Genomic DNA, 12,455 nt, shown 5'->3' with positions numbered 1-12,455 from the left:
CGTTCACTTCTTCCTATTTACTTAGTAATTCAACCGTTTCACGAAGCGTTGTTTTGGCTCCGACGTTTCCAGGGAAAATGATGTACGCAATGCCTGGAAACTTGCTTTCCTCTCCTGTTACCCATACCGGAATGCCGGGTTTGATTTGGCCAGCAACCGTCGCGCGCTTTACGGATAAGCCGTTTACGCCAATATCACTTGACGTAATGCCGCCTTTTGCGACGATAAAGTTTGGACGAACGTTTAAGCGGCGAACAATGCTTGTAACCGCATCTGAAATTTTTACCGATAATTTAAGCTCTTCTTCTTTTTTGCCTTCGCCAAGATCTAAGCGCTCGCGTCTTGTATACACAGCTACCGTTTGACCTTGTGAAATAAGCTTCTCTGCTTCATTGATAATACGATTCACTTCTTCTTCAAACTTTTCAGGTTCTAAGACAAGATGACAATCAAATTCAATAAATTCAATGAAGCTGCATTTCTTCAATTCTTCTAACTGCTCTGTTGTTTTTTTAACATGCGAACCAACCATAATTAATCCGCCGTTTGACGACTTTTCTTTAATGAGCTCTTCTTTTGTTAAAAGGTCTTTGTCGCTCACGCCGCCCATTACTTTTGTTAAAGCTGCAGCACTTCGATACATAAAGTGCTTTCCAAGCTTCATCGCGCGAAGAAGCGCAATCGTCACAACTTTCACGTCCACATAATCCACTGCGTTCACGATTACTTTGTTAAAGTCTTTCACTTCCATTAACTGATTTGTAATCGTCACTAAATCAAGGGCACGAATGCTCGTGAGCGAAATATACGTCGTATGACTTGCTTTGAATTTTCCTTCTGACTTTTCTTCCACCCACTCGCCTAAATGAGATTTACTGTAGCCAAACGTACGGTCTTTTGCAAACTCCGTTTCTCCTGCCGGCACTAAGTAGTCTTCATCCTGCACGTAGTGAATGTTATCAACTGTGAATCGTCCGCCTTCTTTAAAGAAAGGAAAGATCACTTCGCCGTCAAGCACTTGATTGGAATGCTGTTCAACCGTTTTCTTTAACACTTCTGTTTCTAACGGATAGTGACCGCGAAGAGTCGAATCACCTCTGCTGATAATTAAAAACTCTTTATCTACTTCAGCCGCTACTTCTGTAATAACAGCGGCAATGTCCGCGTGGGCTTTTTCCGTTTCAGAAGCGGTAAATCCGCGTGAATTCGTTAGAATAAAAAACATGGAGTTTTCTTCTAAAAATCCTTGCTTGATGCTCTCTTTGCTCCAGTCTGTATAGACGGAAATACCGTTAACCGTTTGAACACCCGTTGGATCATCATCCAGTACGATGATTTTTTGATTAAACGTCAGTAGCTCTTCGTCGAGCATTTTTTGTACAAGTGCCTCATCGACCGCTGGAATGTCTTTAAACACATCGCTTACAAGACGTTTTTCCTGCTGTTTAATCATGCTTCCACCTTCTTTTTCACTTCAACATTTGCTAACTTTTCATAGTACTGTACAATTCCGCCGTGATCATCGCTTGCTTTTCCGTCTACTTTTAACGCATGGAAAATTTCCACAAGCTGACTTGAAAGCGGAAGCGGTACGCCAATGTCATGAGCCGTTTCCATCACGTTTGTCATATCTTTTAAGTTAATATCAATGCGTCCGCCTGCTACAAAGTTGCGGTCTAAAATCAGCGGTACTTTTGCATCTAATACAGCGCTTCCTGCTAATCCGCCGCGAATCGCTTGATACATTTTTTCAACGTCAATGCCTGCTTTGGCTGCTAGTACAAGTGCTTCAGACATCGCTGCAATGTTTAAGTTTACAATCACTTGGTTTGCAAGCTTAGCCGTTACGCCGCTTCCGTTGTCTCCAACAAGCGTTATTTCTGCTCCCATCGCATGAAGAATAGGTGAAACGCTTTCAAAGATATGCTCATTTCCTCCGACCATAATCGCAAGCGTACCGTCAATTGCTTTAGGTTCTCCGCCGCTAACGGGAGCGTCTAGCATGTGAATTCCTTTTTGTGCAAGCTCAGCGGCAATTTCTTTTGATGCTACCGGTGAAATGGAACTCATATCGATGATAACGCTTCCTTCTTTGGCGCTATGAATCAACCCTTCTTCTCCAAGAACTACGCTTTTTACATGATGTGAAGCCGGAAGCATCGTGATCATCACGTCGCTGTTCACTGCAACTTCAGCAAGACTTTCTGCTCCAAATCCTCCTGCTGCTTTCACTTCTTCTACTGCTGCTTTATTAATATCGTAAACCGTTACCTCAAAGCCTGCTTTTAATAAATTGAGTGTCATCGGTTTTCCCATAATTCCAAGTCCAATAAATCCAACGCGTTTTGTCATTTCGTTTCCTCCCCTTGTTGTATACGTTTTCAAATACGTTTTAAAAAATAATGTATACGTTAAAATATTTTTTGTATACATTTCTGATAATTTTGTATACACTCATCATATTCGCATTTTATTTATTTGTCTAGCCTTTTTTCAAATGAAATTTATTTCCAAAAACGAAACTTTCCGTCCCACCTTTTCACAAGTTATAGTATGATTTGGGTATACGCGTACAAAATGATAAAAAATAAAGAGAGAAAGAGACGAGATTTCCTCGTGTCGAATGCTAGAGGTGAAGTAGAGTATGTTAAGAAATCAAGGTTCTCGTTCGTCTCATCACCCTTCTTATGAGATGATTCGAGATAAAATTTTAAACGGTGAGCTTGAAGGCGGTACAAAAATCGTCGAAGAAAAATTAGCGAGCGAGCTTGGATTCAGCCGAACGCCGATTCGTGATTCCATTAGACGCTTAGAATATGAAGGACTGATTGTTCGAAAAAAAGTGGTGTCGCCGACAGAAAAAGATCTACGCAACTTGTTTGAAGTGCGAATGCTGCTAGAAGGCTCAGCTTCTAAAGCTGCCGCAACTTTTTTATCTGATAACGAATTAGAAGAATTAAAGGAATGCGTAGACACAGGAAGAAACGGCTCGTTTGAAGAAATCATGAGCGCAAATGAACGTTTTCACGCCATTATTGTGAACGCAAGCAACAATGACGTCATGATTAATATCATCGACCGCATGCAGTCGATCATTTACTTATTCCGTCATACGGTCGTATTTTACAACCGCCCGTTTTTAATTGACGAACATGAAGAAATTTATAAAGCTATTAAAGAACGCAATGCTGAAAAAGCGGAAGCGTTAATGCAAGAGCATCTTCAAAAAGACTTAGAGTTTTGCCTGCATTTACTTCAAAGAAGACAATAAAAAAGCTGCCAATCGGCAGCTTTTTTTATACGTACATCTTTTCTTTTACAGAAATATCAGCTAACTGTCCGCTGCTGTTTTTGAACACCACGTGTTCCTTTGAAAACTTCGTTGGCGAATCAATACCGGCTGCTGCGGCTAAATTAAACAATCCTTCACGTAATGACAGCACGTAGTTGCACACGCGGTATGATTTTTCTTCAATAATAAGCGCTTTTTGCAGCTTCGGATCCGTTGTCGCTACGCCTACTGGACAACGATTATTGTGACAAACCTGCGCTTGAATACAGCCGACAGAAAACATAAAGCCTCTGGCAATATTTACGCAGTCGGCACCCAGTGATAAAGCCGTCGCAATTTTATCAGCCGTTAACAGCTTGCCCGATGCAAAAAGCTTTACTTCATCACGAACGCCATACTTTTTAAGCAGTTCATCCACAAAAGGAAGTCCTGAAAACAGAGGTACGCCCGCTCCGTCCGCTAATTCTTGAAACGATGCGCCCGTTCCTCCTTCTGCTCCGTCGATCGTAATAAAATCAGGACCGCTTCCCGTCTCTTTCATATACGCCGCCATTTCTTCAAGATCATTTGTGTTTCCGACAACCATTTTAATGCCTACTGGCTTGCCGCCTATATCTCGAAGTTTTTCAATAAACTGAAACATTTCAGGATACGACGCAAACTCTTTAAAGCGGTTTGGGCTGTCTACCGATTCTCCTGGCTTTAAGTTGCGGATTTCAGCGATTTCTTCCGTTACTTTTGAACCGTCTACGTGACCGCCTCGCGTTTTAGCTCCTTGAGCGAGCTTAATTTCAAACGCTTTGATTTGCTTCATTTCACTTTTCTTTTTAAATTCTTCCCATGAAAATTCGCCTTCTTTTGTTCGAACGCCAAAAAGCCCTGGCCCAATTTGAAAAATGATATCGACGTTTCCTTTTAAATGATACGGTGACAGTCCGCCTTCTCCCGTGTTCATCCACGTGCCGCCTGCACGTCCTAATCCTAGTGATAAAGCCGTAATCGCGTGGTCACCAAGCGCTCCAAAGCTCATTCCGGATTGACCGATTAATCCTTTTACAACAAACGGCTTTTTGCATGAAGGACCTATAACGATCGCCTCTTCATCCCGCAAATAAAACGGATCCGCTTCTTTTTCTTCTCGGTGCTCTCTTCGGCTGAATAAGTTATCGGCGTCCATTTTATATACTTTCGTTTTAATTTTTTGCGTATTATCCGCTTTCATTTCGTCGCGCTGCTTTGGAAATACCGCATTACGAATATAGTATCCTGGTTCGCTAAAATCACGCTCTGAGCCAAATCCCATCATTCGGTTAAGGTATTTACCTGACTTAACGGTTTGCTCGTATTGATTTCTAGAAAACGGCTTGCCATCATTATTATTTAAAAATAAATACTGACGCAGTTCAGGCCCCATTTTCTCAAAAATATAGCGCATTTTCCCGAGCAGCGGATAATTTCTCAAAACCGAATGCTCTTCTTGTTTTTCATCTTTCATCCAAAGAATAATAGCAATAATAACCGGCACTACAATTACAAACATCATGACCGTACCAAAAATAAGTAAAATGATTTCAAACACTCCCATGATATCCCTCCTAAAAAGACTCTCCTGTACGGAGAGTCACTGATTAAAGCATTCTGCTTAGTCCTTTACGAAGCGGCGGCATTTCGAGCTCATGTTCTTTAAAGAACTTTTTCATGATGTGCTTCGAATAATTGGCCGCTTGTCCGAATGAAATTTTGCCTGGAAGCGGCGGTTCATCTGCGACAACGACATCAATCACAACAGGAACATTCGCAAGCGCTGCTTTTTCAAAAACGGTTTCGAGCTCCTCGTATTTTTCAACACGGTAGCCGATTCCTCCGCACGATTCAGCGAACTTCGCAAAGTTCATTTCACCAAGCTGCGTTTGATAATCCAAGTGACCTTGAATGGCTTGTTCATATTTAATCATCCCGATTTCGCTGTTATTAAGGACGACAACAACAATCGGCAGCTTGTACTTCACAGCCGTCACAAAGTCTTGCATGACCATCGTAAAGCCTCCGTCACCGCATACGGCTACCGATTGTTTTTCAGGATGAGCAAGCTTTCCTGCAATCGCAGCCGGAAGTCCGCAGCCCATCGTTGCCAGCCAGCTTGAAATCACAAATTTTTGATTTGTCATGCGGAAATGTCTCGCCATCCATACCGTCACGTTCCCGACATCAACAGATACAATCGCATCATCATCTACGATTTTTTGCAGCTTAGGAATAACTTGCTGCGGCTTGATTGGCGTACTCACTTCATTTTCTTCTTTTTCTACGTGCTTCCACCAGTTTTCCATATTAACTTGACACTCTTCTAAGAAACGGCGGTTTTCTTGATAATCTAAATTATGCGCAAGCTGCGACAGCGTCGTTTTCGAGTCTCCGACTAATCCAATCGATACAGGATAGCGTCTGCCGATTTGTGTGGCGTCAGAGTCCAGCTGAATCGCTTCAACCCCGTCCGGTAAAAACTCACGGTACGGAAACGATGTCCCCACCATAATCAATAAGTCGGTTTCTTCCATCGCTTCATACGCCGGCTTTGTACCAATCTGCCCGAGCTGACCTAAGTTGTAAGGATGATGATCAGGCAGTATTCCTTTACCCGGAAGCGTAAAGATAATCGGCGCCGCAATTTCCTCCGCAAACTGCGCTAACTCAAGCTTGGCGTGCTTTGCACCTGTTCCTGCTAAAATAACTGGTTTCTTAGCGTATTTAATCGCTAGAAGCGCTTTAGCTACATCTTCAGGGTCACTGTGAGAAATGGATTTTGATACATTGGCAACTGGCGTTTTTTCATCAATTTTAATCGCTGAAGACGGAATATCATCTGGAATGACTAATACCGCAACGCCTTTTTTCGCGTAAGCCGTTCGAATGGCTTGTTGCAGCAGATGCGGAAATGATTCAGGGGAATCTACTCGGTGATTAAACACCGACACATCGTCAAAAACACGTTCTAAGTTCACTTCTTGAAACGATTCATTGCCAAGCTTCGCGCGAGGCACCTGTCCGGCTAGCACCAGCACCGGTGCACCGTCTGCTTTAGCATCATACAAACCGTTTAACAAATGAATCGCACCCGGTCCTCCAATTGACAGACATACGCCGATTTTACCCGTGATCTTAGCGTAAGAAGATGCCGCAAGTGCGCCTACTTCCTCGTGACGGACTTGAATAAACTCGATTTCATCTTTTTCACTGCGCAGGTTGTCCATAAAATGATTGATTGAATCTCCCGGCATACCGAAAATGTGATCAATCTTCCATTCTTTTAATACCGACATAGCTGCTTTTCCAGCTGTAGTTTTTATCATATTCAGCCTTCCTTTCTTTAACTTTGTTTCTATTCCATACCACAATGAAAGAAAGACAAAACAAGGGACTTTCCCATTTTTGTGGAAAAGTCCCTTGTTTTCAGCTAAATAATTTAAATAAACTAAATTTTTTCATCGGCTCAGGGTCTAATTGATGCACCGGACGACCGTCGATAATCGCTTCTGCATTTTCAATAAAAAAATAAAGTTCTGACGCACCGTACATATCGGAAATGTAATCATACGCTTTTGAAAGTGAATAGTCGTGGTAATTGCGAGCATGAACGCCAGAGGCAATCACGTGGGCTAAGCGGTATTTAATAAACGTACACGCCGCTTTTCTTTCTTTTTTTCCGTTTAAACCAAGAATACTAGCCGCGCTTAGCTGAACAAGTACGCCTTTTTTAACAAGCTCATACAAACGCTCAGGGTGATCTCGGAAAATTGGATGACATTCTGGTGAACGAAGAATAGGCACAACGCCTTTTGTTAGAAGATCAGACAGTATCTTTTCAAAATAAGGTGAGACATCATAGTCAGGCAGTGAAAGAAACAAATATTTATCGGTGTGATTAAGCGTAAGAAGCTGATTTCGCTCATAGTTTCGCAGAAGTTGAGGCGATAAAGGGACAAGCTGACCCGGTAATACTTGAAGAGGAATACATGAATTCGTGAGCCATTCATTAGCTGCGTTCACATAGAGAAATAAATGGTGTTTCATAAACTCTTGATCGCTATCATAAAGCGGCGTCGCCACGACGGACTGAACGCCTTGATTCGCTAAGGAGCGCGCCATCTTCAAAAAGCCGTCTACTTCCTCAGGTCCGCTATCGATATTAGGCAATATGTACGTATGAATATCAATCACTTTATTTCCCTCCCTGCGCTTTGTATAGCTCTATTCTACGACGATTTCTAGTGTGAAACTATGTATTCTTCTCGACATTTACCACCACGAACCCCGGAAAACCGCGTACTTTCCTGTCATCTACTTAACTAACAATATTTTACTATCACTCTATGTGAAAACGCAAACATAATTTGTAAAATAACTCCAAATAATGATGATAAAAGAAGGGATTGAAATAGGTCTTTGTATGCAAATACCCTGATTAAACAGAAGTTAATCAGGGTACAAAGGGAAAATTTAAAAGATTCCTAGGAATTTTGTTTTTTTGATGCGTTCAGGCTCTTGTTTATAAACAGCCTTCCCACTCGCAATGGCTTCAGCATTTTCCATGAAATGATAAAGCTTGCTGTTGCCGTATTTTTTGGACACGGCAGAATAAGCTTTTTGCAGGCCGTACTGCTGGTAATTTTCACGATTCACGCCTGATGCAATAACGTGTGCTAATCCGTGATCAATGAACTGATAAGCTGCTTTTTTAGCTTTACTGCCGTTGCCTCCAAGCACACTTTGCGCAGACAGCTGAACGACTGCTCCATTTTTTACGAGCTTGTACAAGTGCGGAGGATTCTCCACAAATAATGAATGGCACTCAGGCTCATTTAAAACCGGTACAATACCTTTTAGCTGAAGCTCGTAAGCAATATTTTCTAACACTTCAATTTCCACGTCTTGTGGAATGTGTAAAAACATATATTTTTCATTTTCATTTATTGTCATCGTGTAATACTCTTCATTTGATACAATCATATTGGCAGAGGCAATTACTTTTTGACCTGGTAAAACGCTTAACGAAATAGAAGATTTTCTTAACCATTCATTTGCAAGATCAACACTTTCTCTACAGCTGGAATCTTTTCCGTCATAAAGAGGTGCTGCTACGACTTCTGTTACTCCTTGTTTCACTAATACATTTGCCATTTCTAAAAATTCTTCTACACTTTTGGGACCACTGTTCACATTTGGCAAGATATTGGTATATATATCTATCATTTTTTTCTCCTCTTTCTATGCCTCAGATCATGGATAGTATTCCATGAGTTATATTATATCACAGGGCTTTTTTTCTATCTTCTAGCATAAGTATCTATTTTTGCTCATGCTCTCTTTTGGGATTGATAGACGTTCCTTTTGTATTGAAATGTAGCATTCTTTTCTTGAAGAAAATGTTAAAAAAAAATGAACTAAAATATTCAGAGCATCATTATGAGTAAATATACCTAAATGTTAATTGGATTTTCCCTTAACGGCCTCCGTATTGAGTCCAAAATCCGACGTCCCATTTAACAATTGAAGTATATGTATGCATAGATTAACAACATACATTACTTACCTCCAAGCGTTTATGTCAGATGAAAAGCATAAATAAATGGGGCCTTACGCAAAGGCATTCTTAGCCAGCACACTATGCAAGATTGTTAGAACAGCTTAACGCTTTACTTTTACCTGCTGTAACAAATCAAAAAATAAAAGCACGCACCTTTTTTTATAAGGTAGCGTGCTTTTTCATTATGAATTGGTAAAATACTCAGAGAGAAATTTGAACCATACCTTCTCCCCTTCTTCGTTCGGTTGACCATTTTCATCAGATAAATACTTTAAAATGTCTTCCCCGTTATAATCTGGCCATGCACTCCAGTGATTTACAAACACGTATCCATTTTCTTTAGCAAAGGTTTCTAAGGCCTTTACGTCATTAGGGTAGTTTTGAGCTTGATAGACCGGCGCTGATGGCTGAAAAATAGTAACTAATTCTTTATTTTCACTTTCAATATGCTTCATAATAATTTGCAAGTTATCAATTGTATTGTTAATACCTACTACGCCGTTATCATTTAATAAAAATGGTTCAAAAAGCAAGATATCAGGCTTTGCTTTTGTAATGTCTTCATACGTTTTCGATTTCACAAATTGTAATGTATTCATTTGTTTGTATTCATACAACTCTACAGTTATTAAATCCGTTCCATATGTATCTTCTACTTTATCTTTCAATAAAGTTCCCCATGTTTTTACATCTTTCTCAGGAGCGGATCCTACAATTACAAGCTTTACAGGATTTCCTGTTTTCTTTGCATTCTCTAATTTCTTTACAATTGATTCCGGCAGATTCTTAGTCTCGGTTTGCATATCATTTTTTGTTTCGACTGCGCTTACTCTCGTGGGCTTTGTTTCAAACTGCTTGTCTAATTGGTGATTCCAGTACATCTTTCCTGCTACTAAAGATGAAACAAAGATGAGAATAGCAAATACGTTAATTAAAATTTTCATAAATTGTCTCCCTTACTATATCTTTCTTTTTTTCTTTTATTATAATATAATTTTAAAGTACATGAAGAAATTTGATCAAATTTGTCATTTTTTTAATCATTTTGACGTATTTTCTGATGAAAAAGATAAGAATAATGGCTTACATAGAAGACATTTATTTTATCAATACATAAGGAAAAGGAAGAGAGGTTCCACATGGAAGAACAAGTACAACCTTCAAACGCGCGCAGACGCAAACGAAAGAAACCGAAAAAGAAACGCGCGTTCAAAATTATTCTTGGTATTATTTTAGTATTAATTCTAGGTGTAGCAGGCTATGCATATAGCATATGGCATTCCGTTGAAAAGACATTCACACAAACTCACGAGCCATTAAAACGTGATGTATCTGAAAAACGTTCAAGCAAAGTAAGCTTGGAAAATGGAGATCCTATCTCTATTTTACTATTAGGAGTAGATCAGCGTGCCGGTGACCGAGGACGTTCAGATTCTACTATTTTAATGACGGTAAACCCAAAGACACAGTCTATGAAAATGGTAAGTATTCCACGTGATACGCGAACTGAAATTGTCGGAAAAGGAACACAAGATAAAATTAACCACGCTTACGCTTTTGGTGGCGTAGATATGGCTGTAAATACGGTAGAGAAATTCTTAGACGTTCCTGTAGACTATTATGTTCAAGTGAATATGGAAAGCTTTAAAGACATTGTAGACGCTGTTGGCGGCGTAACTGTAAACAATAACCTTGCGTTTAATTACGACGGCTACAGCTTCCAAAAAGGGCCTTTGAAATTAGATGGTAAAGAAGCATTGGCTTTCACACGTATGCGTAAACAAGACCCTCGTGGTGACTTCGGACGTCAGCAGCGTCAGCGTCAAGTGATTGAGGGCGTTATTGACGAAGGAGCTAGCGTTCAGTCTTTAACAAACTACGGTACGATTTTAGATGCGATTGGTCAAAATGTAAAAACAAACCTTACATTTGATGATATGAAACAGATTCAATCAAACTATAAAGACGCACGTAAAAATTCAGAGCAGCTTCAAATAGATGGAAAAGGCGAAAAAATTAATGGTATCTACTATTATGCCGTGTCTGATGACACTCGCAATCAGCTGTCTACTGAATTAAAAGAAAGTTTAAATCTAAAATAAAAAAAGATCGCGGGATGCATCCCGTGATCTTTTTTATTTATTATGATTTTGTTACTTTTACTAATTCTGTGCTTTTTGCAACAGCTTTTTCTTTTCCAGCTTTCACGTATACGCGTACACGATAGTCGCCAGACTTCGTTAGCTTATAAGCTAACTCTTTTTTTGAAGAGTAAGGGATTTTTTGGAATAGCTTACCGTCTTTATAAACGGAATAAGCGTATTTAAGGTCTTTCCCTTCCGCTGTTGTTTTTACTTCTAAGCGTTTGTCTCCTACGTTTTTAATAGAGACTTTGTTTAATGCTGTTTTTTCTTGTTGAGTTTGTTCCGTTTTAGTTGGTTTGCTTGCAGTCTCTTTGTCATTGCTGCAGCCTGTAAATAATAATGCACCTGCTACGATTGGAATTAATACTTTTGCTTTCATTAGAGATCCTCCTCGAATAGTAGATATATCAATCTACATATCTATTCTCAATATTATTAAAATGCTTTATAAATCTTATGTATAAAACATTAAAATCGCTAAAAACAAAGACAGCATAGATAGAATGCCTACTTGAAAATACAGCTTAAACGTTTTTCGTCTTTCTTTTTTTCGTTCACGTCGCTTTGTACGCTGCTCTAACGAGTATAATGGCTTAGTATACTCACTCTTTTCATTCATCAAAGCATATTCATCTTTTGCCTGATTAGCCAGCATATCTAGTTTATACTGCTTTTTCTCTTCATCAGTTAATCCATTAAACCATTTAACAAACTCTTTATATTTTTCTAAAACAACACGAGTGCCGCCAAATTGCTTTAACTCTCCAAAGTGAATCCACATGACCTTGTTGCACACACTGCGGATTTGAGTCAACGAATGACTGATAAAGAAAATAGTTTTACCTTGTTCTTTAAATTCATTAATCTTTTTCAAACATTTATCGTAAAATGTTTGATCTCCAACTGATAACGCCTCATCTACTACCAATATATCTGGATTGGTATGAACCGAAATGGCAAATCCAAGCCTTGATTTCATACCGCTCGAATAGTTTTTTACCGGCTGAGTAATAAACTTTCCGATATCAGCAAATTCAATGATATCAGGAGTAATTTTTTTAATTTCTTCTTTCGTTAATCCATGCATCAGACACTTCAACTCGATATTTTCTAATCCATTTAAGTTATTATTTAACCCTACCGAAATAGCAATTAATGATGTTTCACCATTGATTTTAATATCACCTGACGTCTGAGGCACAACTTGCGACAGCAAGTTAGAAAGAGTGGATTTTCCAGATCCGTTAATTCCTACAACACCAATTGTTTCTCCTTCATTTACGGAAAAAGAAATGTTTCTTAGTGCATAAAAGCTTTCATTTTTCTTTTTTGGAAAGAAAATTTCAAGCAGTTTATCGGATCTTTTTTTATATAAAACATACTTTTTACTAACGTTCTCAAACTGAACTTTTAGTGCCATAGATTACGCTCCTAG

11 protein-coding genes are annotated in these 12,455 nt (G+C 39.3%); 2 read left to right on the top strand and 9 right to left on the bottom strand.

All coding sequences use genetic code 11. The features are described from left to right. Window positions 1–13 precede the first annotated feature (13 nt). Both AC1D0Y_RS08260 and garR read right to left on the bottom strand, forming a co-directional pair. Complete coding sequence (locus AC1D0Y_RS08260; RefSeq protein WP_477707479.1) at window positions 14–1,453, bottom strand: four-carbon acid sugar kinase family protein; 1,440 nt, start codon at window positions 1,451–1,453, stop codon at window positions 14–16. Next, window positions 1,450–2,352: a 2-hydroxy-3-oxopropionate reductase gene (gene garR, locus AC1D0Y_RS08255; RefSeq protein ID WP_028414246.1), complete on the bottom strand. Its 903-nt coding sequence runs from the start codon at window positions 2,350–2,352 to the stop codon at window positions 1,450–1,452. The genes AC1D0Y_RS08260 and garR overlap by 4 nt, the downstream gene beginning before the upstream one ends. A 292-nt stretch (window positions 2,353–2,644) precedes the next feature. On the opposite strand from garR, the gene AC1D0Y_RS08250 reads away from it, so the two are divergent. Then, the gene (locus AC1D0Y_RS08250; RefSeq protein WP_028407811.1) at window positions 2,645–3,271 is read left to right on the top strand and encodes a GntR family transcriptional regulator; all 627 of its coding nucleotides are present in this window, start codon (window positions 2,645–2,647) and stop codon (window positions 3,269–3,271) included. A 25-nt stretch (window positions 3,272–3,296) separates the two neighbouring features. Here the strand turns inward: AC1D0Y_RS08250 and AC1D0Y_RS08245 are convergent, their stop codons facing one another. The 5 genes from AC1D0Y_RS08245 to AC1D0Y_RS08225 form a co-directional block, all read right to left on the bottom strand. Beyond that, on the bottom strand, window positions 3,297–4,877 hold the full coding sequence (locus AC1D0Y_RS08245) for an FMN-binding glutamate synthase family protein (protein WP_477707478.1): 1,581 nt from the start codon (window positions 4,875–4,877) through the stop codon (window positions 3,297–3,299). A 43-nt stretch (window positions 4,878–4,920) separates the two neighbouring features. Next, a complete protein-coding gene (locus AC1D0Y_RS08240) occupies window positions 4,921–6,642 on the bottom strand; it encodes a pyruvate oxidase (protein ID WP_477707477.1) in 1,722 nt (573 codons plus the stop codon). 100 nt (window positions 6,643–6,742) lie between these two features. Further along, window positions 6,743–7,510 (bottom strand): tyrosine-protein phosphatase, encoded by a 768-nt coding sequence (locus tag AC1D0Y_RS08235; protein ID WP_477707476.1) that lies wholly within the window; start codon window positions 7,508–7,510, stop codon window positions 6,743–6,745. Between the two features lie 279 nt (window positions 7,511–7,789). Then, window positions 7,790–8,542 carry a CpsB/CapC family capsule biosynthesis tyrosine phosphatase gene (locus tag AC1D0Y_RS08230; protein WP_477707475.1) on the bottom strand — a complete coding sequence of 251 codons (753 nt, stop codon included), beginning with the start codon at window positions 8,540–8,542 and terminating at the stop codon, window positions 7,790–7,792. A 516-nt stretch (window positions 8,543–9,058) separates the two neighbouring features. After that, complete coding sequence (locus AC1D0Y_RS08225; RefSeq protein WP_477707474.1) at window positions 9,059–9,820, bottom strand: SGNH/GDSL hydrolase family protein; 762 nt, start codon at window positions 9,818–9,820, stop codon at window positions 9,059–9,061. Between the two features lie 195 nt (window positions 9,821–10,015). Between AC1D0Y_RS08225 and tagU the strand changes: the two genes are divergently transcribed. After that, window positions 10,016–10,978, top strand: coding sequence for a polyisoprenyl-teichoic acid--peptidoglycan teichoic acid transferase TagU (gene tagU / locus AC1D0Y_RS08220; RefSeq protein ID WP_477707473.1), 963 nt, complete (start codon window positions 10,016–10,018; stop codon window positions 10,976–10,978). A gap of 40 nt (window positions 10,979–11,018) precedes the next feature. Here tagU and AC1D0Y_RS08215 read toward each other — a convergent pair whose 3' ends face one another. After that, window positions 11,019–11,399, bottom strand: coding sequence for a triple tyrosine motif-containing protein (locus AC1D0Y_RS08215; RefSeq protein ID WP_043979836.1), 381 nt, complete (start codon window positions 11,397–11,399; stop codon window positions 11,019–11,021). Between the two features lie 75 nt (window positions 11,400–11,474). Continuing rightward, the gene (gene tagH, locus AC1D0Y_RS08210; protein WP_280170416.1) at window positions 11,475–12,440 is read right to left on the bottom strand and encodes a teichoic acids export ABC transporter ATP-binding subunit TagH; all 966 of its coding nucleotides are present in this window, start codon (window positions 12,438–12,440) and stop codon (window positions 11,475–11,477) included. Between the last annotated feature and the right edge of the window lie 15 nt (window positions 12,441–12,455).

The sequence above is a fragment of the Priestia sp. P1_B12_1 genome (assembly GCF_056406695.1).
The sequence above is the reverse complement of the archived record's forward strand: the minus strand, read 5'-3'. Positions and strand labels throughout refer to the sequence as shown.

What these genes read in the sequence shown, in the direction of transcription:
- AC1D0Y_RS08260 (WP_477707479.1), bottom strand. Translation starts at nt 1,453, where the DNA reads ATGATTAAACAGCAGGAAAAACGTCTTGTAAGCGATGTGTTTAAAGAC.
- garR (WP_028414246.1), bottom strand. Translation starts at nt 2,352, where the DNA reads ATGACAAAACGCGTTGGATTTATTGGACTTGGAATTATGGGAAAACCG.
- AC1D0Y_RS08250 (WP_028407811.1), top strand. Translation starts at nt 2,645, where the DNA reads ATGTTAAGAAATCAAGGTTCTCGTTCGTCTCATCACCCTTCTTATGAG.
- AC1D0Y_RS08245 (WP_477707478.1), bottom strand. Translation starts at nt 4,877, where the DNA reads ATGGGAGTGTTTGAAATCATTTTACTTATTTTTGGTACGGTCATGATG.
- AC1D0Y_RS08240 (WP_477707477.1), bottom strand. Translation starts at nt 6,642, where the DNA reads ATGATAAAAACTACAGCTGGAAAAGCAGCTATGTCGGTATTAAAAGAA.
- AC1D0Y_RS08230 (WP_477707475.1), bottom strand. Translation starts at nt 8,542, where the DNA reads ATGATAGATATATATACCAATATCTTGCCAAATGTGAACAGTGGTCCC.
- AC1D0Y_RS08225 (WP_477707474.1), bottom strand. Translation starts at nt 9,820, where the DNA reads ATGAAAATTTTAATTAACGTATTTGCTATTCTCATCTTTGTTTCATCT.
- tagU (WP_477707473.1), top strand. Translation starts at nt 10,016, where the DNA reads ATGGAAGAACAAGTACAACCTTCAAACGCGCGCAGACGCAAACGAAAG.
- AC1D0Y_RS08215 (WP_043979836.1), bottom strand. Translation starts at nt 11,399, where the DNA reads ATGAAAGCAAAAGTATTAATTCCAATCGTAGCAGGTGCATTATTATTT.
- tagH (WP_280170416.1), bottom strand. Translation starts at nt 12,440, where the DNA reads ATGGCACTAAAAGTTCAGTTTGAGAACGTTAGTAAAAAGTATGTTTTA.